This is a genomic window from Pseudomonas sp. P9_2 (assembly GCF_034008255.1).
GTDB classification, from domain to species: Bacteria; Pseudomonadota; Gammaproteobacteria; order Pseudomonadales; family Pseudomonadaceae; genus Aquipseudomonas; species Aquipseudomonas synxantha_A.
Window position 1 is genome coordinate 1,364,196 of sequence record NZ_CP125376.1, and the last position, 19,801, is coordinate 1,383,996.

Below are 19,801 nucleotides of genomic sequence, written 5' to 3' on the forward strand. Positions count from 1 at the left end.
GTGCAGTCCATATCGCCGCATGGGTAATGCTGCGAGCGCAATCCGTTCCGGCGTGGATAACGTCGGGTAGCGCGAACTTTAAAGGTATAAAAAGCAAAATTTAAATACCGAAATAGCATATTGATATCACCCAAAAAACTAACCTCTGTGGGAGCTGGCTTGCCTGCGATAGCGGTCTGTCAGATACAGCTGTGATACTGACCCACCGCTATCGCAGGCAAGCCAGCTCCCACAGTTTTGACCGTATTTCAGATAAAAAAACGCCGACGCTGTAGTAGCCGTCGGCGTTGAAACCTTGAAGGGGGTTTTGAGTTACATCAGAACGCCGGCACGACTGCGCCGTTGTACTTCTTCTCGATGAAAGCTTTGACTTCCGGGCTGGTCAGGGCCTTGGACAGTTTCTGGATAGCGTCGCTGTCCTTGTTGTCCGGGCGCGCTACCAGGAAGTTCACGTAAGGGGATTTGGCATCTTCGATGATCAACGCGTCCTTGGCCGGGTTCAGGCCGGCTTCCAGGGCGTAGTTGGTGTTGATCACATCCAGATCAACCTGATCCAGCACACGTGGCAGCAGGGCCGATTCCAGCTCTTTGAATTTGAGGTTTTTCGGGTTGTCCTTGATGTCTTTTGGCGTAGACAACGCGTTGGTCGGGTCTTTCAGGGTGATCAGCCCGCTCTTCTGCAGTAGCAACAGAGCGCGTCCACTGTTGGAGCCTTCGTTCGGGATGGCCACGGTCGCGCCGTCTTTCAGATCTTCAATTTTCTTGATCTTTTTCGAGTAGCCGCCGATGGGTTCAACATGCACACCGACTACCGTGACCAGGTTGGTGCCCTTGCCTTTGTTGAAGTTTTCCAGGTACGGCAGGGTCTGGAAGTAGTTGGCGTCCAGGCGCTTCTCAGCGACTTGCACGTTTGGCTGCACGTAATCGGTGAAGACTTTGATCTGCAGGTCCACGCCTTCCTTGGCCAGGGTCGGCTTGATCAACTCCAGGATCTCAGCGTGCGGAATCGGCGTGGCCGCGACCACCAGCTTTTCGTTGGCCTGGGCGAAGCCGGCAGTCAGGGCAGCCGCCAGGGCGGTAAACAACAGAACCTTTTTCATGCAGTGTCCTTTTCTAACGACCATTTTTTATGTGAGGTGCCAGCGAAATGCTATCGCGGCGTAGGAAGGACAATACCTAGATTTTTTATTCCCGAACAATATCTTTTATTCACGTTGATATTCCATTTTGTTCATACAGGAAGGTACGCAGTGATTCGCGCTCGGTCGCACTGGCGCTGGCAAAAATTCGTCGCACTTGCTCCAGCGGCGAGCCGGCCACCGGCAGGTTCAAATGCTCGGGCAAGATTTCATCGCCACTGCTCACCAGCAAGGCAAAGTGAATGACGTTTTCCAGTTCGCGGGTATTGCCCGGCCAGGTGTGACGCTCCAGTACCTGTTGAGCGGCGTCGCTGATAAGTGGCACCGGCAGGTCCAGGCGCTGGCTGTAGATGCCGAGGAAATACTCGGCCAAGGACAAAATATCCCCTACCCGCTCGCGCAACGCCGGCAGGTCCAGCCGGCCTTCGCTCAAGTAATGAAACAGGCGCTCGTGAAACTTGCCCACGGCCACGGCCTGGGCCAGGTCGATGCTGGTAGCGGCGACCAGACGTACGTCTACCGGGCTGGGCTGATGGGCACCGACGCGGGTGACCTCATGATTTTCAAGGGCCGAGAGCAATTTCACCTGGATCGGCAGCGGCAAGTCACCAATCTCGTCCAGGTACAAGGTGCCGCCGTTGGCGGAGCCAAACCAGCCAGCCCGACTGCTCGCTGCGCCGCTGTGGCTGCCGGCGGCATAGCCAAACAACTCGGCATCCGCATAGGTGGGGCTGATGGCACCACAGTTGACCGAAACAAACAGGCCAGTACGGTCACTGCCACGGTGGATGTGTCGCGCCAGCAGTTCTTTACCACTGCCGGTTTCACCGCGGATCAATACGGGTAAGGCGCGCGGCGCAAGGCTTTCCAATTCTTCACGCAGTTGGCGTGAGCGTGGGTCGACGAACACCAACGCCTTGGCGCGGATGCTCAGTGGGCTCTTTTCGGCATCGGGAAAGGTCAGCAAAGGCTGGCCGTAGGTTTCATGCAGACTCATGGCAGGCTCCCGCCCCAATCCACTCAGGGACGGGGCGTTGAAAAAATATTAGGCGCTACGCCGAGCATGGTGCTCGAGGCGATGTTGCAGGCGATAAAGGTAAGCAAAACCTTGTTCCCAGCGCCGGTGGCCGGACTTCACATTGATATGCCCGGCACCCGAGAGGATGCCGGCCTCGGCGCCCCATTGACGCGCCAACTCCAAAGCCCTGGAGGCGCTGACGGCACTGTCGTTGTCGGAGCTGACCACTTGGCTGGGGAATGGCAACAAATCGGCAGGAATCGGTGCGAAATTGCGCAGTGCCGGTGCACACGCCACGCGTTCGACATCTGCCGGAGCCACCAGCAACGCACCGCGTACCTGTCGCAAGAAATGCACGGGGGCGGTGGCGGCCCAATGGGCCACGGTGATGCAACCCAGGCTATGGGCGATCAGGATGACCGGCGTGCTGTCGGCAGCAATGGCCTCGGCCAGTGCGGCTACCCAATCCTCGCGACGCGGCGTCAGCCAATCGGCCTGCTCCACGCGAGCGCTGTTGGGCAAGCTGTGCTGCCAATGGGTTTGCCAATGATCTTCTGGCGATCCTTGCCAGCCCGGCACGATCAGATAACGAATCGACTCGCTGTGCATGGGTGTGCCCTCCTGAAGCGTTTAACGTTCTGGTCAGTATAGAGGCGTCAAAACAATCAAATAAGGAATAAAAAGGAATTTATTAATAACCAAAAACTCATAACGTTACTTTTTTCGAAACCTGCTCCTCCGTCATTCATGGAACCCAAACCATTGGCCCCCCAACACCAAGGCGTCAGGGGGCGATGGCTGTAATGCCGTCAGTCGTTGAGTTGTATAACCCAGCTCTCAACAACGACGACGACCGCTTTGCCGATTCAACGAGAGTGATGCATAGAGTGCTCTGAGCCGATAGTTACCCCAAACTTACTGTGCATTGGCATATAAAAACTCTGTGCTTCTGCGTATGTATTTCTATAGCCTTCGGGAAGTACAAAACGCGTACCAATTAGCTCGTTAACTTCATCAATCATCGGAAAAAAACCATAATCTTCTTGCACCATTACATCACCAAACATTCTCGGCCCGGTCACCTCGAAAATTTTCGTTTCGTACTCTTTATAGGCTTGCCGTTCTATATCAGTCGAGCTGTCGTGCTGGAAAGGACGATGGGTGTTAAACCACGGTTCGTTGGCTTTGTATCGCTGATACGACTCCTCCAGAATCTTATCGAATAACGGATTACCTGGATGACTTGCAAAATTACTTGTATTGAACCCGCTGAAATCCGCACCTGCATACGTGACGGGCGAGCTCATCAATACATCATGTTGCGTAGCGTTCAGCGTGACCTCCCCCACGTTAAACGTCAGCGCATCATCTGTATCCAGATATATTCCACCGTACTTTTTTATCAATGCCACGCGCATCACGTCCGATGAGGCTGCCAAATTCTGCCCCTGGCCTGAGCGAAAGTACTGATACATTTCTCCATATTTACTATCGTTCAGTTCTCGAAAAGCCTCATCCTCTTTTAGATCATGCACTTCCAGCCCACCCACTTTGTGATCCAGCGCAGACTTTATTTTCTGAAAAGCATTCGCGTTATTTGCATCCACATGAACAATGGACTTGTATCCTGGACTGTTTCTGGAGTTTTCCGCAATATTTTCGATCAAGTGTTCTGGCATCTCGTTGCCGGCCCAAAAATAGTGAATAACTTTAGGTACCGGCGTAGCACCCGACGGTAGCGGCGGTAACTTCGGCAGCGTCAGCGTTTTATTGATAACCGAAGCAGGTGAGCTTTTACTACCTGCAAGCGCTTCAGACTCGGTACCACTCAGCCATTCCCCTTGACTATTACGCCAATAAAATATGTCTGCCGCCGCCTCACCGTCATCGGTAAGCCCACGCCAGAGGCCTGCCCCTACGTCATACGTAACTGGAACAAGGTATTCGTTAAAATAAATCATATTCCATCCCTTGAACGCTGATTGCACACCGTCCATGGGTATCGTGAACTCTTCGCGGATCACCGGCGGTGAAACAGGCCCCATCGGGTAGCCGATATGGCCATTGACTCGTCGTGGCGGATTGAAGAATGGACGCCCTTGTTCAGGCACTTGAGCGGGCACCCGAGTTGTAGCATCAACCCCGGCTGCAATGCCCTCGCTGGACACTCTCCCTGTCATCACTTTCGCCAGTGGAGCCCCCGCATGGGTGGCTAAGGGCGGTACAGCATTCAATACCCCGAAAACGATCCGGTCAGAGGCCGTCGCTTTACCTTTGACGGCATCATCAATACCGATACCTGTTTGAGTGGCCCCGGCAGCCATGAAGAAAACATCCAGGCCTATCGCGACTTCCGGCATGACCAACGCGAGAGGCGTCATGAACATCGCGACCTTCGTGGCCTCTTCCACGCCTTGCAACACTTTGTTCTTGGTGTAGTCGCCATCGCTGACGATCGCGTTTTCCGCATCCGAATATGACCGCGCCTTTTGTCGAACCTTGACCGCTTCAAAAGGATCGTTGCGCAAAGGGTCAACCGTGATAAAGCGATCAGGTACCCAGCCATTGAGCCCTGAAAGGAAAGCGCTCCCTGACGCCTGCGCATTGGACCAATTTGCCATCCCTTCCAGGGATTGACGCACACCATCTGAAAACGACTTGTCGGCTTGGTCCTTGAGAGAGAAATGGGTTAGCAGTGAGGCGCGCTTTACTGGATCGGTGGCCTGCTCAGCCAACCAGGTTTTCATTTTCTGAGGGTTATCGAAACGATGTATCGGCGAGGAGTTACCAGGGATGTACAGCAACGTCAGTTGGGTTCTGCGATCGGTCACACACATCAAGTCGGTTGACTGCAAGCCATTGATGCTCAGCAACCCAATATCCACATTAGGATCCTTTATGCGAGGCGCTGAAAAATCCTGCACCGTCAGCTCCGACCATTCCTTTTGCGCAATAGGCCCTAACGCCCGCTGGGCAAGTGCCGCCTCGACAGGGCCAAGCGTCCCTTCCAAGCGCTGTAGATGGATCGCTTTAAGATAGGATATTTTACTCAATGAAGCGTATGAACCGCTGTGCTTGTCCCAAAACCCGTCCAGCGTATTCTTGTAAAGTTGGGTTCGGTCTGTATCCCAGACCAAGGCTTTGAAGTCCTCAACAGGAATGGCCACTTGAGTGGCCGCGCTATAGAGCGCAGCACCTGGAGACCCTGGCTGCCGATAAATACCCTGTCGGCTGTGTGCTTCCTCCACCCAGCCTTCAATCTTATTGGTTATATAAACTGCCGGTGAAAAAAACTTGGCGATTTTTCGAAACCACCCCTCATCATCTTCAATTTTTACATCTTGCCTATTTTTCAAAGCCGCCTGGGTCAGCGTTACTTTCTCTACAACATCCTTCTCATCAGTACCATTAGGTTTAAACGTAACCAGATACGTGTTGTCAGGATCAACATCCACCCCCCAATGCTGCTTTATCTTGGCGGACAAAATAGTCGAAATTTCTTTTTCAGGCGAAATGAAATCGGATGCGTGCGTGCTGATATAAGCATCTATTTCAGGATTAGGCTTGAGCACTTTTGAAGTGGTACTTTCCCGAGAGCCGACATGACTTGACGATCGTTGCGCTAAAGGGTGTTGCGGACCGGGTCTATCAGGCCGTGAAAAAACCCCGACGGGGTTTTTTTCTTCAGGTTGAGGGGTCGTTACTTGCGGGTTCACGAATGCACTTACTGAATGAATAGGAAAACGTACGTTCATGCAACTGCTCCTTTAATTAAATTACTCCGTGCACCGACCAGAATAATCATACCGTTGCGAATTGCACGCCTGGAAACATTCAAAAACGTGTAAATTCTTTTCTCCTATAAACGTCATAACGCTTAAATAAAAAAAGGCCGCACCCTGCCAAGGAAAGCGGCCCAAAAACTGTGGAGACTTTTTGAAACTAACGTGCGGTGATCACCGACAACTTGGTTATGCCCGCACGCTCAATCGACGCCATGGCTCGCGCCACCTCGCCGTAGTTCACTCCATCGTCAGCCTGCAGTTGCACACGCACATCGGGGTCCTTGGCCTTGGCCGACTGCAGGTTGAATTCCAGCAGGTCCGGCTGGATTTCGTCCTTGTTGATAAACAGTTTGCCAGCACCGTCGATGCTCACCACCAATGGATCCTTCTGCTCAACCGGTGCCACGGCCTGGGTCTTGGGCAGGTTGATCGGGATCGAGTTGGTCAACAGCGGCGCGGTGACGATAAACACCACCAGCAGCACCAGCATCACGTCCACCAACGGCGTGACGTTGATCTCGCTCAGCACCTCGTCACTGTCTTGCGTGGAGAAGGCCATGTCAGGACGCCTCCTTCACTTTCTGCGGGCTGCCGACGCTTGCCTTGGCCAGTGTTGGGTGCAGCAGCACACGGAACGAATTTTTCTGCGCCAGGCTGTAGAAGTCGTGGGCAAAGTCGTCCAGGTCCGCCGCCGTCAGTTTCAGGCGGCGCAGGAAGTAGTTGTAGACAAGCACCGCAGGCACCGCGACGGCGATCCCCACACCGGTCGCGACCAACGCCGCACCAATCGGCCCCGCCACGGTTTCCAGGCTGGCGGACCCGGCGGCGCTGATCCCCTTCAGCGCTTCCATGATGCCCCACACGGTGCCGAACAGGCCGATAAACGGCGAGGTGCTGCCGATACTGGCAACCACAGCCAGGCCGGTCTCCAGGGAGCGGCGCTCGCGCACGATTTGCTGGCGCAAGGCGCGTTCGAGGCGGTCCTGATGATTGATCGCCTGGCTTAGATCCGCAGCGTGAGGGGTATCGCCCACCTGGATTGCGGCATAGCCGGCCTGGGCCACACGCGCGGCGGCGCCGGGCTGGGTTTCGGCGAGTTCGGCGGCTGAATCGAGGCTCGATGCCGCCCAGAACTGTTTGTGGAACTTGCGATCCTGCGCCTTGAGGCGACCGAACTGCACACCCTTGAGCAACGCCAGGCCCCAGGTGGCGACCGAAAAGATCACCAGCAGCCAGATCACCGCGCTTTCGATGGATTCAAGTGGAGACGCTAATGCCATGATGTTTTCCCTCTTGTGCAGGTCGCGGCGTGTGCACACCGCGGCCGAATAATTAATGAATCTTGAAGTCGATCGGTACGCTGACCCAGCCGTCCTGAGCCACATCACCCTGCTTGGCCGGTACGAAGCTCCAGCGCTTTACGGCGGCCAGTGCGGCGTCATCGAGTTGCTGGCGCCCGCTGCTTTTCTGCACCTGAATCTCACCCGGCTTACCGCTGGCCAGCACATGCACCCGCAACAGCACCGTGCCTTCCCAACCGCGACGCTGAGCCAGTGACGGGTACTCCGGTGCCGGGTTTTTCAGGTACGCGGCGTTGGCCGAAGCCGGCGTCACCGGCGCTGGCGCTGGCGGCGCTGGCGCTGGCGCCGCAGGTGCGGGCGGAGCAGGTGGGGCTGGCGTCGGTGGCGCAGGCGGCTGCTCGACGGCTTTGGGGGCCGGCTTGGGCTCAGGTTTCGGCGCGGGCTTGGGTTTGGGTTTCGCAATGGGTTTGGGCGGCGCCGGCTTGGCCGCCAACTCATCCACCACCGGCGGCGGTGGCTCGACTACAGGTGGCGGCGGTGGTGGCGGTACAGGTGGTGGCGGTTCAACCACCGGCGGCGCCGGCTGGGAAAACTCGATGGTCATCGGCGGAATTTCCGGCGGCACAATCGGCAGCACCGGCGTGGGTTTCTGGCTCACCCAATAGATCACTGCGCCGTGCAGCGCCAACACCAGCAACCCGAGCAAAATACCTTCGCGGTGGCTGGAAAAACGCTTCGGGGTCTTCTGCAGGCGCAATTGCCCCAACGGCGCGCGATGCGGCCGGCCAAGGTCGACCAACTCACCACTCGGTGCCTGGCGCCATTGCGCCTCGGGTGCACTGGCGGCGGTCTGGACATTGCCCATTGATTCACTCCCTACGGTTTTGAAAAACCGACGGGCCAGCGTGCAGCCCCGTCGAGGGCTGAATCATCGGGGCCAGACACTTATCTCTTAAAGTAATCTTTAAAGTTATAGATAGAACAAAATCGCATAAATACAACAGTCGCTGACGTCAAAGCCACGTGGCTCGGGGCCTGGCGCCAAACCCTTGTTTTTCAATGCTTTAAAGGCATACAAAATATTCAGCAAAGGTATGGCTCAGTGCGGGTTTCCACTGCACAACGCCAGCAATTCTCCCAGCAAACTCTGGCCCGCTGCGCCCAAACCACTGCGGCCATACAGGGCCAATCGCACGCCATGAACAGGCGGCAAGCCACTCTCCGGGCCGAGTATGCGATGGCCCGGTTGCAACACCCGCTCCGGCAACAGGCTGATGCCCAAGCCTGCCGCCACCGCTGAACACACGCTGGCCAGGCTGGCACTGGAGTAGCCGATGCGCCAACGCCAGCCGGCCCGCTCAAGATGGTGAAGCATGTCGTTGCGGTACAAGCCGCCCACCGGGAAAGCCACCAGCGGCAGCGGATCGCGGCCCAGCGCCGGGGTGCTCAGGCTGTCGACCCAATACAAGGGCTCCGGCCACGACGCTACACAGTCGTCGCTGTCGCCCATCTGCTTGACCAGCAACACATCGAATTCACCGCCCCGGTACTGGCGCTGCAATTCAGGGCCCAGACCGCTGGTGACTTCCAGCCGCACCCGTGGATAGGCCACGACAAACGCTGAAAGCAGCGGCATCAGGCGCTCGGCGGCAAAGTCCTCCGGCACGCCAAGGCGCAACACACCGTCGCTCTGCTGGTTGATCAGCACGTCGGCGGCTTCTTCGTGCAGTGCGAGAATGCGGCGCGCATACGCGAGCAGACGCTCACCCTCGGCGGTAGCCACCACGCGGCGCTGGTCGCGGTCCAGTAACTGACAAGCCACTGCGTCTTCAAGCCGGCGGATCTGCTGGCTGACAGTGGACTGGGTCAAATGCAGGCGCTCGGCGGCGCGGGTGAAATTGCCGCAGTCCACCACGGCGACAAAACTGCGCAACAACACGGGATCGAACAACGTCATCACCATTGCGTTTGCCACTGATTGGCATGTTTATATTTAATTTCAGCATACCCCGCTGCCTGACCATACTTCACCTTTCATCGCGCCCGGGGGCTTGTATGACCAACGATCAACCACACCTGCAACGCGCTATCGCCTTGGCCCGCGCCAACGTCGTCCAAGGCGGCCGACCCTTCGGCGCGGTGCTGACGCGCAGCGGTGAAGTGCTGGTGGAAGCCGTGAATGAGATCCACCTGACCCAGGACCCCACCGCCCACGCCGAGCTGCTGGCGATCCGTGCAGCGAGCCGCCAACTGGGTGCACGCCTGGACGGCTGCGTGATCTACGCCAGCGGCCAGCCTTGCCCGATGTGCCTGAGCGCCATGTACCTGTGCGGTGTAGAACGGGTGGTGTTTGCCGCCAGTAACGAAATGGCCGAGCCGTTCGGCCTGTCGACCGCAGCCATCAGCCAACAGGTTGGCTTGCCCATCGGTGCGCAACGCCTGCCCATCCAGTACCTGCCCGACAGCGCAATGACAGCGTTGTATCACCAGTGGAAAACCCTGCATGACCCTGAATAAATCCCTCGCTGGCTGGGGCCTGCTGGTGGTGCTCGGCCTGAACCTGCGCCCGATCCTCAGCTCCATCAGCCCGCTGCTCGGCGAGATTCGCCAGGCCACCGGGCTGAGCTTCCAGAGCAGCGCCTTGCTCACCAGCCTGCCGGTGATCTGCATGGGGCTGGTGGCACTGGTCGGCGTGCGCGTGGAAGCGCGCTTGGGTGAACGTCGCGGCATCGCCCTGGGCTTGTTGATGATTTTGCTGGCGTGCCTGACGCGCTGGTTGATGGGCCAGGCTTCGGCGCTGCTGGTTACCGCACTGCTCGGTGGCGCGGGCGTGGCGTTGATCCAGGCGCTGGTGCCAGCGATGATCAAGCGCGAATTTCATCACCGCGTGCCGGTGGCGATGGGCGTGTATTCGGCCTCGCTGATGGCCGGTGGTGGGCTGGCGGCGCTGCTTAGCCCTGTGGTGGCCATGCATTTCCAGCAATGGCAGGCGGGCCTGGGGGTGTGGTTGTTGCCGGCGCTGGGGGCATTGCTGCTATGGGCCTGGCTGCCGCTGGGTGCCGCGCGAAATCCACAACAGGCACCTGCGTTCAAAGGGTTGCGCAACCGGCGTGCCTGGCTGCTGGCGCTGTATTTCGGCCTGGTCAATTGCGGTTACATGAGCATGGTCGCGTGGCTGCCCGCCTACTATCAGCAACTGGGCTGGGGCGTGTTGCCCAGCGGCTCGTTGCTGGCGTTCATGACCATCTTTCAGGTAATCGCCGCATTGCTGATGCCAGTGCTGGCACAACGCGGCATTGACCGGCGCCCACTGCTCAGCATCAGCCTGCTGGCGCAAACCATCGGCTACCTCGGCCTGCTGATGGCGCCACAGCAATTCCCGCACCTGTGGGTGGCGCTGATCGGCTTCGGCCTGGGCGCATGTTTCGCCCTGAGCCTGCTGCTGACCCTCGACCACCACCGCGACCCACGCCAAGCCGGGCAGCTGGCGGCGTTCGTGCAAGGCGTGGGGTTTCTGATCAATGCACTTTCGCCGTGGCTGACCGGCTGGTTGCGCGAACTCACCGGCAACTTCGTCAGCGCCTGGGTGGTGCTGACGGTGACCGTGGTAGCGATGCTGCTGGTGACGCGGGTGTTCAGCCCGGCCACCTATCGCACTGACCTAGAAGTCGTAGCGCCCAGTCACGCCTAGGGTGCGCGGCGTGCCCAACAGGCCCTCGTAACCGCCGTTTCCGCCGGTCCACAGGGTGGTGTAGTAGGTTTTGTCGAAGGCGTTTTTCAGCCACAGCGACACGTCCCACTGCCCTTGGTCATAATTGCCGCGCAGGCCGGTCGACAGGTTGACCACCGCGTACGCCGGGATCTGCCCATAGTCGGAATCTTCCACCGTGCCCACCGCCTTGGAACGGAACGCGTAGCTGCCGGTGACGTAGGGTTCCAAACCGTTAGCCAGGTTCCATTTGTATTCGCCGTTGGCGTTGGCGATCCACTTGGACGCGCCCACTACTTGATGGCCCGTGAGGTCGCAGGACGCCGGTGCACCAGGGCGCAAGCTGGTTTCGGGTGGGCACGGCGCATCCTTGTACGACAGGTAGCTCACATCGTTGAACGAGCCGTTGATATTCAGGGTCAGGCCCTTGATCGGCACCAGGGTGCTTTCCACTTCCACGCCCCGCGAACGCACGGAACCGGCGTTGGTCAGGTACTGCACGCGGTTGTCCTGGTCGTAGGCGTTGGTCTGGTAGCCGTTGACCTGGGTCCAGAACAGGTTGGCGTTGAGTTGCAGGCGGCGGTCCCACAACGTGCTCTTGAAACCCAGCTCGGCGTTGTTGGCGCGCTCGGTGCCGATCAGTAACGAGTCGGCCCCGGCCGTTGGCGCAGACCCCACTGCCAGGTTGACCCCACCAGACTTCTCGCCGTGGGACAGCGTCGCGTAGCCCAGCAGGTTGTCATTGAAGTGATAACTGAGGTTGAGCAGCCCCGAAGGGGTGGCGCTGTACTGCGTCAGGTCGCCCGAGTCATACGCCCCGGTGCGCCCACGCCGTGCAGTGGCAGCCGCACCGCTCACCGCAGCGCCGCCCAGCGGGGCATTGCGCGTGACCCAGGCGCTTTTTTCTTCGTAGGTGCCGCGCAGGCCGGCAGTGAAATCCAGACGCTCGGTGAGGTGCCAGGTGCCTTGGGCGAACAACGCAAAACTATCGGTGCGGATATGCCCGTTGCCGACGCTGCTCACATTGCTCAAAGCGCCGGCTGGCGTGCCGTTCCAGATATCGGCCTTGGGGCCGTAATAAGCGAAGGATTTGTTGTCCAGGTCGGAGCCGAAGTAATAGGCGCCGAGCACGTAATCGAAGAAGCCGCCGGTAGGCGATGCCAGGCGGAACTCCTGGGACCACTGTTTATCTTCCACCGAAACCCCGGCGTTATACGACGCCGGTACGTTGAGGCCGTCATCATTGCGTGGGGTGAAATTCCACCACCGATAGGCACTCACCGACGTCAGGGTGAAGTCGCTTGGCAGCGTCCAGTTGGCCTCCAGCGAGGTACCACCCTGGAACACGGTGACATGCTGGTCGTTGTCCAGGTTGACCTTGCGATGGGTGCCATCCACCAGGGTCGCCCCCGCTGCGTTGGCCCGGGATTGATACAGGTTGGTGCCATTGATGGTCGGCCCGGTGCTGTACAACACGCGGGTGCCGGCGCTGGAATCTTCTTCGTTGTAGTCACCGATCCAGCGCAGGTTGAACGCCTCGTTGGGCTTGTACAACAGTTGCCCGCGAAAGCCCTGGCGCGAACCGCCGTTAAGCTCATGGCCGTCGTGCTCGTTCTTGATGTCGCCGTCGCTGCGGGTGCGATAGGCCGAGAAGCGTCCTGCCAGGTCCTCGGTGAGTGGGCCGGAGATCGTGCCCTTGGTCTGGAAATAACCGTCCTCGCCCAGAGAGGTTTCGATGCTGCGCTCCGGGGTAAAGCTCGGTGCGCGAGTACTGATGTTGATGACCCCGGCGGTGGTGTTCTTGCCGAACAACGTCCCTTGCGGGCCACGCAGTACTTCAAGCTGCTCGATGTCCATCAGGTCGAACACCGCCATGCCCGGGCGCCCGAGGTAGACGTTGTCGATATACAACCCCACGCTGCCTTCCAGGCCATCGCTGGCCGGGTTGTTGCCCAGGCCGCGAATCGACACGCTGGACTGGCGCGCGTGCATGTAGGCGACGTTGACGCTGGGCACCAGTTGCTGCAAATCCTGGATGCGGTACACCCGCTGGGTTTCCAGCGCCTGCCCACCGACCACGCTCATGGGCGTCGGCACGGCCTGGGCACTTTCGGTACGCCGCCGGGCGGTCACGGTGACGGTTTCCAGTTGGCCACTGGCGCTTTCGCCCTTGCCGGCAGGCGCGGGTGTTTCAGCGGCCTGGGAAGGCGACCAACTGCTGCTACCGGCCACCAGCATCGCCAGCGGCAAGGACTTGAACAGACTCATAAGCGGCTCCAGAACCCGGAGATATCCGTCGCCAGATATTCCTAAAGGTTATTTATTTATGTTTTTACGAACATTTACTGCATAAGAGATAGCCTTTATAAGGAGTCGACCTAATGCATAGCCAATGCATTTCCCGGATATTTTTGATGTGAAAAATGCATATCGATCTGCGCCAGCTTCGCCACTTCATCGCCCTCGCCGAGCAACGCAGTTTTGTCGCGGCAGCCTTGGCCGTGAACCTGTCGCAGTCGGCGTTCAGTCGCAGCATCCAGGCCCTTGAACACAGTGCCGGCTGCCAGCTGGTAGACCGTGGCAGCAAGGACCTGGCGCCCACCAAGCAAGGTCAGGTACTGCTTGAACATGCCCGGCGCCTGGTCAGCGGCGCCCAACAATTGGCCAACGAGATCAGCCAGTTCAACGGCCTGGAAGCCGGCGAACTGCGCTTCGGCTGCGGCCCGGCCCCGGCAGGTGGGTTGATCCCGCGCGCCATCGGCAGTTTCATCGGGCGCTACCCCAAGGCCCGCGTGCAGTTCCAGGTGGATGACTGGCAAAGCCTGGGCAAACGCCTGCTCAGCGAAGAGTTCGAATTCTTCGTCGCCGACACTCGCCACTTCGAAGCCAACCCCGACTACCACACCCACCGCCTGCGCCCACGCCGCTGGTATTTCTGCTGCCGCGCCGGCCACCCCCTGGCCGGCCGCGAAAGCATCCGCGCCGATGAACTGATGAGTTATCCGCTGGCGGTCACCATTCGCCCGCCGAACCTGCGCAAGGTCATCGTCGACCTCAGCGGCCGGCCCGATTACCAACCCAATGTGGAGTGCGAAAACGGCTATAGCCTGATGGGTGTGGTGCTGCGCTCGGACGCCATTGGCATCGTCAGCGCCAACAGCGATGTGCTGCACATGGCGCGGGGCGAACTGGTGTGTTTGAAGATCGATGGCCTGGATGAAAACCTGGAAGAGCGTTACACCCGCTACGGGATTGTCAGCCGTGCGGGGTATCGTTTGTCGCCGTTGGCGGAGGCGATGATTGAGCAGATCAAGGAGATTGATGAGAGGGACGAGGATGCTTATGCGTTGGAAAATATTGCGGTCTGAGTCAGTGGTGAACGGAGGCCCGCCACCTCCTATGGGAAGACCAGACCCACATAGCCTTTCTCTCCATATTTCCCAACACGCCGGGGTTCAGTGTCGTTATCCCCAAAACCCATCACGGCAGCTACGCGTTTGCCGAACCGGACACCGTGCTGTGTGACTTGGTCATCGCAGCCAAGAAGACGGCGCAGCTTTTGGACGAAGCGCTAAAAGGTGTGGCTAGAACGGGCATGATTCTGGAGGGTTACGGCGTCGATCATCTGCACGCCAAATTATTCCCGATGCACGGGACCGGGGAAGACGATAAAGAGCTGGCAGAGCTGGCTGCTCACATCAGGTCCTTCGCCGAGTAAGCCCGCTCCCACAATTTGATCGCGGAGTGTCAGGTAGATGGGCGTCGGCTGGCGGGCCGGCTTCCCCATTTGAAATGCATTCCCCTGTGGGAGCTGGCTTGCCTGCGATGGCGCCAGCAGCCACACCCATGCATTCCCTGCATAAAATCCAGACCTCAAATGCACTTGCCAGCACACCCTGCGAACGGCGAAAAAACGCTCCTGTCCTTCGTCCGGTAAACCTCCATGTCTGACCCCAAACCCGTGCGCAATGTGCTCTACATCATGTGCGACCAACTGCGCCGCGATTACCTGTCGTGCTACGGCCATGCCCATCTGCACACCCCCAATATCGACCGCCTGGCCGCTGCCGGTGTGCGTTTCAGTCGGGCCTATACACAAGGCACCATCTGCGGGCCGTCGCGCATGTCGGCCTATACCGGGCGTTACGTCAGTAGCCACCAGGTGGCGTGGAACGCCGTGCCGCTGCCGCTGGAAGAACTGACGATCGGTGATTACCTGCGCCCCCACGGCATCCGCACCGCGCTGGTGGGCAAGACCCACGCCACGCCGAACGTGGAGGCGTTACAACGCCTGCATATAGACCCCGACAGTGCCCAGGCCGAGCCGCTCAATGAGGTGGGCTTTGACGCGTACCTGCGCCACGACGGCATCTACCCCGACAGCCCGCTGTTCGACGACAAACGCGAGTCCGCGCCCTACACCCGTTACCTGCGTGAGCAAGGCTACGGTGGTCGCAACCCCTGGCATGAATGGGCCAACGCCGCCCAAGGCGAAGACGGTGAGATCCTCAGCGGCTGGCACATGCGCAACGCGGGCAAGCCTGCACGGGTTGCCGAACAACATTCGGAGACCGTCTACACCACCGAGCGCGCCATCGACTTTATCGGCGAGCAGGGGCAGCAGCCATGGTGCCTGCACCTGTCGTACATCAAGCCGCACTGGCCCTACATCGCCCCGGCGCCCTATCACGCGTTGTACGGCGCCGAGCATATCCAGGCGCCGATTCAACCTGAACACACCAGCGATCACCCGGTGTACCAAGCGTTTCGACAACACCAGGAGAGCCTGAATTTTTCCCGGGATGAAGTACGCCTCACGGTGATTCCCACGTACATGGGCCTGATCAAACAAATCGACGATCAACTCGGGCGGCTGTTTGATTTCATGCAAAGCACTGGCCGCTGGGACGACACGCTGATCGTGTTCACCAGCGATCATGGCGACTTCCTCGGCGATCATTACCTCGGTGAAAAAGAGTTTTTGCTGGAGCCTGCAGTGGGTGTTCCCTTGATCGTGCGCGACCCACGGGCCAGTGCCGATGTCAGCCGTGGCAGCGTGGACGCACGCCTGGTGGAAACCATCGACGCCCTGCCCACCTTCCTCGACGCTCTGGGCCTGCCCGCCGCCGACCATCGCCTCGAAGGCCGCTCGCTGATCCCACTGCTGCACGGCGAGCAACCCACCTGGCGCCACTACGCCATTGCCGAATACGACTACGCCTTCCAGGCCCCGGCCCGGGAACGCCTGGCGCAGCCCATCGACCGTTGCCGCATGACCATGGTGCGCAGTGAGCGCTGGAAGTACCTGGCCTATGACGGCTTTCGCCCGCAGCTGTTCGACCTGGAAAACGACCCGCAGGAAATCCACGACCTGGGCAGCGATCCCGCCTATGCACAGGTGCGCGAGACTCACTTGGGTTATCTGTTCGAATGGCTGCGCGGGTTGAAGCGGCGTACCACCATCAGCCACACCGAGATCGAAGTGCGCGGGCAATGGTTTCGCTATGGGGAGCCGGAGGCGGAAAAAGTCGTGCAAATCGGGGTCTGGTAGAACGACACAGGTTTAAATGTGGGAGGGGGCTTGCTCCCTCCCACATTTTGATCTCCAACTGGCTTAGAGTCCTTTGGTGGTCTGACTGCGCTGCCCCTGCACACCCACCGGCACATCACCCTTGAGCGTGACCCGGCGCACGATGCGCTCTTGGGTGCCATAGTCGTCCACCGCGTAATGCTGGGTGGCGCGGTTATCCCAGATCGCCACGTCCCCGGTATTCCAGCGCCAGCGTACGGTGTTTTCCAGGCGGGTGACGTGACCTTGCAACAGGTTGAACAACTGTGCCGACTCCGCCTGGGAATAGCCTTTCAGGCGCTTGACGAAGTGCCCCAGCAGCAAGGTTTTCTCACCGCTGACCGGGTGCACCCGCACTACCGGGTGTTCGGTTTCGTACACCGTGGAAGTGAAGACCTTGCGGTATTCCTCCAGCTTCTCCACCGCCACATCCGGCTTGCGTGCGGCGTAGTCGTATTCGTTGCTGTGCACTGCCCATAGGTGATCAGCCAATGCACGCAGCTCGACGCTGAGGTCGTTGTATGCGGCAGCTGTGTTGGCCCAGACGGTGTCGCCACCGGACGCTGGCGCCAGCACCGAACGCAGGATCGAGGCCTTTGGGTAGGCGTCGACGAAGGTCACGTCGGTATGCCAAGAGTTGGCGCGCTGGCCACGGGTGCCATCCAACTCCATCAGAAAGCGCGTACCGTCGCGCACCGGCACCGTAGGGTGTGCAATCGGCTCACCAAGCAGGTGGGCGAAGGCTTCCTGGCTCTGGTCATCGAGATGGGTTTGCTCGCGGAAGAAAATGACCTTGTACTGCACCAGTGCCTGCTGGATGGCCTCGACGGTGGCGGCATCCAGGTCACCGGATAGTTTGATGCCACGGATCTCGGCGCCGATACGACCGGCCACCGGGTGGATGTCGAGCGCGTGGGCGATGGGTTGAACAGCTAATGCGGCGTTGCTCATTGTGATGACCCTCATGTGCCTGCTGATGGTGGAGATGCTTTCCAGCAACGCTCTATCCATATGCATTTTAGATCTAGCAAATGAATCAATGCTTCGTTGACGGAATAAGAGCTTGCATTTAAAACCTCAGCTTGCTTGGTCGCAAATGCCTTCGACCTATTTTTAAAATGCCGGGAAAGCATATGGATCTTCGCCAACTGCGCTACTTCATCGCCCTCAACGAACACCGCAGTTTCGTGCGTGCCGCAGACGCCATGGGCATCACTCAGCCGGCGTTCAGCCGCAGCATCCAGGGGCTGGAACAGGAGTTTGGCTGCGTGCTGGTGGACCGTGGCCACAAGGACCTGCGCCCTACACCGGAAGGCCAGGTGGTGCTGCAACATGCCCTGAGCCTGGTGCATGGCGCAGCGCTGCTGAGCAGTGAAGTGACGCGCATGACCAAGCTCGACGCCGGCGACCTGCGCTTCGGCTGCGGCCCGGCGCCCGCCGCGAAACTGGTGCCGGATGCGGTGGCGCGGTTTATCAATGCCCACCCGAAAATCCGCACAAACTTCCAGGTGGACAACTGGGAAACCCTCAGCCGCAGCCTGAGCCGTGAAGAGATCGAATTCTTTATCGCCGACATCCGCCAATTCGAGGCCGACCCGAATTTCCAGACCCGCGCACTGACACCCAAGCGCGGCGTCTTTTTCTGCCGCCCCGGGCACCCGTTGCTGGCCAAGGACAGCCTGTCGACCAACGATATGTTCGACTATCCACTGGCCGCGCCGCTGATCTCCCAGGGCATTCGCAAACTGCTGGCGAACCTGAGTGGGCGCATGGATTTTTCCCCGAGCATCCAGACCGAGCACTTCCCTGCGCTGGTGAAGATAGTGCTGCAATCCAACGCCATCGGCGTGGGCACCGAGGAAGCGTTCGCCGAGGATGTGGCCAGCGGTTCGCTGGTGCTGCTGCACTGGCGCAACCTGCCACAGAACATGGAGACCATGAGTGCGCGTTGCGGGATTGTCAGTCGCACTGGGTCGCGGTTGTCGCCGGCGGCGAAGGCGATGATTGAGGTGTTGGTGGAAGTGGATAGCCAGCAGGTAAGTGTGGCGGTTTGAAGGGCCTCATCGCAGGCAAGCCAGCTCCCACATTTGAGCGGTGAACACATTCAAGTGTGGGAGCTGGCTTTCCTGCGATAGCGATAGCCCAAGCACCGAAAAACTCAGAGCCCCGCCGCCACCAACCCCGGCGCCACCCAATCACTCACCTGAAACGACTTGCGAATCAACTTCTCCTTCGAGGCCAAATTCACCGCGTCCTGCAATTTGCCCAGAAACACCGGGTCCAGGGTCGAGGGGAAAATCTCACTGAGTTTCTGGTCTTTCAAATCATTGGTCAGGATCACCGGCGGGTAGCTGGCCAGCCCGGAAACCAACGCGATGTAGGCTTGCTTGTTGTTGTCATCGGTCAACCACTGCACCGCCTGCTGCTGGGCCTTGAGCAGCTTGGCCACAGCATCTGGGTGTTCGTCGACAAACTTGGCGCTGCCCACCAGCACGGCCTGGATGCTGCCGGCATCGCCCAGGTCCTTGGTGGTCAGCGGTATTTCTGCCAAGCCTTTGGCCTGCAACGCCGTGAGAGTGGAACCGCCCCAGGTTGCGTCAATCTGCTTGGCGGCCAGCGCAGCGCTGGCGGCATTGAAGTCCAGGTTGATGACCTTCAAATCCTTTTCACTCAAGCCCTGGCTGGCCAATGCACTGTCGAACGACAACTGGCTGGCCGTGCCGCGGAACACTGCGACACGTTTGCCCTTGAGGTCTTGCAGCGTCTTGATGCCAGAGCCCGGCACCACGCCGAGGTAGTGCTTCACACCACGCGCGGTGGCGCTAAGCAGGCGAGTATCCAGGCCATTGGAGCGGCCGATGATCGCCGCCAGGTCACCCAGATAGGCAAGGTCCACCTGGCCATTGGCGAAGGCTTCATTGATCACAGGGCCCGCGCCCTTGAAGTAATTCCACTGGATCTTGATGCCTTGGTCGGCAAAGGCTTTTTCATAGATTTGCTGTTCACGCAAAACGTCGGTGATGCCGCCGCCACTGTGCTGGCTACCGGCACTGAGGTCTGGCACAGCAATGCGAATTTCCTTGAGGTCAGCGGCATGCACCAGCCCGGCCAGGGCGGTACCGGCGAACAGGCTGATCAGACGTTTGAAGGGCAGTTTCATAAGCGCAGCTCCTGGTGGGCGACGGTCGCCTGGGGAGCAAAAAATAGGCACAGCATGAACAAAACTTTAAATACTATAAATGCACAATTTAATATCTTTTTGGACTATGCGAGCGAATAC

The 19,801-nt window shown here is 59.1% G+C and carries 16 protein-coding genes and 1 pseudogene; 6 read left to right on the forward strand and 11 right to left on the reverse strand.

All coding sequences use genetic code 11. The features are described 5' to 3' along the window. Nucleotides 1-317: 317 nt before the first annotated feature. The 8 genes from QMK52_RS05940 to QMK52_RS05975 all read right to left on the reverse strand — a co-directional run bounded on the left by QMK52_RS05940 (nucleotide 318) and on the right by QMK52_RS05975 (nucleotide 9,194). Complete coding sequence (locus QMK52_RS05940; RefSeq protein ID WP_005783758.1) at nucleotides 318-1,100, reverse strand: MetQ/NlpA family ABC transporter substrate-binding protein; 783 nt, start codon at nucleotides 1,098-1,100, stop codon at nucleotides 318-320. A gap of 109 nt (nucleotides 1,101-1,209) precedes the next feature. After that, nucleotides 1,210-2,136 carry a sigma 54-interacting transcriptional regulator gene (locus QMK52_RS05945; RefSeq protein ID WP_320403918.1) on the reverse strand — a complete coding sequence of 309 codons (927 nt, stop codon included), beginning with the start codon at nucleotides 2,134-2,136 and terminating at the stop codon, nucleotides 1,210-1,212. A 48-nt stretch (nucleotides 2,137-2,184) separates the two neighbouring features. Further along, entirely contained in the window at nucleotides 2,185-2,766 is a 582-nt protein-coding gene (locus QMK52_RS05950; RefSeq protein WP_194439784.1) for an alpha/beta hydrolase, read from the reverse strand. A 257-nt stretch (nucleotides 2,767-3,023) separates the two neighbouring features. Next, entirely contained in the window at nucleotides 3,024-5,912 is a 2,889-nt protein-coding gene (locus QMK52_RS05955; RefSeq protein WP_320403919.1) for a glycosyltransferase family 32 protein, read from the reverse strand. 187 nt (nucleotides 5,913-6,099) lie between these two features. Further along, entirely contained in the window at nucleotides 6,100-6,501 is a 402-nt protein-coding gene (locus tag QMK52_RS05960) for an ExbD/TolR family protein (RefSeq protein ID WP_005783751.1), read from the reverse strand. A gap of 1 nt (nucleotide 6,502) precedes the next feature. Next, nucleotides 6,503-7,225: a MotA/TolQ/ExbB proton channel family protein gene (locus tag QMK52_RS05965; protein ID WP_087945271.1), complete on the reverse strand. Its 723-nt coding sequence runs from the start codon at nucleotides 7,223-7,225 to the stop codon at nucleotides 6,503-6,505. 49 nt (nucleotides 7,226-7,274) lie between these two features. Then, nucleotides 7,275-8,108 carry an energy transducer TonB gene (locus QMK52_RS05970; RefSeq protein WP_320403920.1) on the reverse strand — a complete coding sequence of 278 codons (834 nt, stop codon included), beginning with the start codon at nucleotides 8,106-8,108 and terminating at the stop codon, nucleotides 7,275-7,277. 234 nt (nucleotides 8,109-8,342) lie between these two features. Further along, entirely contained in the window at nucleotides 8,343-9,194 is an 852-nt protein-coding gene (locus QMK52_RS05975) for a LysR family transcriptional regulator (protein WP_005783745.1), read from the reverse strand. Between the two features lie 104 nt (nucleotides 9,195-9,298). Between QMK52_RS05975 and QMK52_RS05980 the strand changes: the two genes are divergently transcribed. Continuing rightward, nucleotides 9,299-9,760, forward strand: a complete 462-nt coding sequence (locus tag QMK52_RS05980; protein WP_194439780.1) for a nucleoside deaminase — start codon at nucleotides 9,299-9,301, stop codon at nucleotides 9,758-9,760. Then, complete coding sequence (locus tag QMK52_RS05985; RefSeq protein ID WP_320403921.1) at nucleotides 9,747-10,934, forward strand: CynX/NimT family MFS transporter; 1,188 nt, start codon at nucleotides 9,747-9,749, stop codon at nucleotides 10,932-10,934. The genes QMK52_RS05980 and QMK52_RS05985 overlap by 14 nt, the downstream gene beginning before the upstream one ends. Here QMK52_RS05985 and QMK52_RS05990 read toward each other — a convergent pair. After that, entirely contained in the window at nucleotides 10,905-13,220 is a 2,316-nt protein-coding gene (locus QMK52_RS05990) for a TonB-dependent receptor (protein ID WP_005783739.1), read from the reverse strand. The genes QMK52_RS05985 and QMK52_RS05990 overlap by 30 nt on opposite strands. 155 nt (nucleotides 13,221-13,375) lie before the next feature. On the opposite strand from QMK52_RS05990, the gene QMK52_RS05995 reads away from it, so the two are divergent. The 3 genes and pseudogenes from QMK52_RS05995 (at nucleotide 13,376) to QMK52_RS06005 (ending at nucleotide 16,503) form a co-directional block, all read left to right on the forward strand. After that, nucleotides 13,376-14,320, forward strand: a complete 945-nt coding sequence (locus QMK52_RS05995; protein ID WP_320403922.1) for a LysR family transcriptional regulator — start codon at nucleotides 13,376-13,378, stop codon at nucleotides 14,318-14,320. An 11-nt stretch (nucleotides 14,321-14,331) separates the two neighbouring features. Then, a pseudogene (locus tag QMK52_RS06000) lies at nucleotides 14,332-14,670 on the forward strand (HIT family protein); the annotation flags it as partial. A gap of 225 nt (nucleotides 14,671-14,895) precedes the next feature. Then, nucleotides 14,896-16,503 carry an alkaline phosphatase family protein gene (locus tag QMK52_RS06005; protein WP_320403923.1) on the forward strand — a complete coding sequence of 536 codons (1,608 nt, stop codon included), beginning with the start codon at nucleotides 14,896-14,898 and terminating at the stop codon, nucleotides 16,501-16,503. A 63-nt stretch (nucleotides 16,504-16,566) separates the two neighbouring features. On the opposite strand, the gene QMK52_RS06010 is transcribed toward QMK52_RS06005, so the two are convergent. Further along, entirely contained in the window at nucleotides 16,567-17,472 is a 906-nt protein-coding gene (locus tag QMK52_RS06010; protein ID WP_057010511.1) for a TauD/TfdA dioxygenase family protein, read from the reverse strand. A gap of 182 nt (nucleotides 17,473-17,654) precedes the next feature. Between QMK52_RS06010 and QMK52_RS06015 the strand changes: the two genes are divergently transcribed. Further along, entirely contained in the window at nucleotides 17,655-18,575 is a 921-nt protein-coding gene (locus QMK52_RS06015) for a LysR family transcriptional regulator (protein WP_320403924.1), read from the forward strand. Nucleotides 18,576-18,679: 104 nt separating this feature from the next. Here the strand turns inward: QMK52_RS06015 and QMK52_RS06020 are convergent, their stop codons facing one another. Continuing rightward, nucleotides 18,680-19,681, reverse strand: coding sequence for an ABC transporter substrate-binding protein (locus tag QMK52_RS06020; RefSeq protein ID WP_005783727.1), 1,002 nt, complete (start codon nucleotides 19,679-19,681; stop codon nucleotides 18,680-18,682). Nucleotides 19,682-19,801: the final 120 nt, after the last annotated feature.

Excerpts from the sequence above, each read along its gene's own strand:
- QMK52_RS05940 (WP_005783758.1), bottom strand. The coding sequence starts at position 1,100 with ATGAAAAAGGTTCTGTTGTTTACCGCCCTGGCGGCTGCCCTGACTGCC.
- QMK52_RS05945 (WP_320403918.1), bottom strand. The coding sequence starts at position 2,136 with ATGAGTCTGCATGAAACCTACGGCCAGCCTTTGCTGACCTTTCCCGAT.
- QMK52_RS05950 (WP_194439784.1), bottom strand. The coding sequence starts at position 2,766 with ATGCACAGCGAGTCGATTCGTTATCTGATCGTGCCGGGCTGGCAAGGA.
- QMK52_RS05955 (WP_320403919.1), bottom strand. The coding sequence starts at position 5,912 with ATGAACGTACGTTTTCCTATTCATTCAGTAAGTGCATTCGTGAACCCG.
- QMK52_RS05960 (WP_005783751.1), bottom strand. The coding sequence starts at position 6,501 with ATGGCCTTCTCCACGCAAGACAGTGACGAGGTGCTGAGCGAGATCAAC.
- QMK52_RS05970 (WP_320403920.1), bottom strand. The coding sequence starts at position 8,108 with ATGGGCAATGTCCAGACCGCCGCCAGTGCACCCGAGGCGCAATGGCGC.
- QMK52_RS05980 (WP_194439780.1), top strand. The coding sequence starts at position 9,299 with ATGACCAACGATCAACCACACCTGCAACGCGCTATCGCCTTGGCCCGC.
- QMK52_RS05985 (WP_320403921.1), top strand. The coding sequence starts at position 9,747 with ATGACCCTGAATAAATCCCTCGCTGGCTGGGGCCTGCTGGTGGTGCTC.
- QMK52_RS05990 (WP_005783739.1), bottom strand. The coding sequence starts at position 13,220 with ATGAGTCTGTTCAAGTCCTTGCCGCTGGCGATGCTGGTGGCCGGTAGC.
- QMK52_RS05995 (WP_320403922.1), top strand. The coding sequence starts at position 13,376 with ATGCATATCGATCTGCGCCAGCTTCGCCACTTCATCGCCCTCGCCGAG.
- QMK52_RS06005 (WP_320403923.1), top strand. The coding sequence starts at position 14,896 with ATGTCTGACCCCAAACCCGTGCGCAATGTGCTCTACATCATGTGCGAC.
- QMK52_RS06010 (WP_057010511.1), bottom strand. The coding sequence starts at position 17,472 with ATGAGCAACGCCGCATTAGCTGTTCAACCCATCGCCCACGCGCTCGAC.
- QMK52_RS06015 (WP_320403924.1), top strand. The coding sequence starts at position 17,655 with ATGGATCTTCGCCAACTGCGCTACTTCATCGCCCTCAACGAACACCGC.
- QMK52_RS06020 (WP_005783727.1), bottom strand. The coding sequence starts at position 19,681 with ATGAAACTGCCCTTCAAACGTCTGATCAGCCTGTTCGCCGGTACCGCC.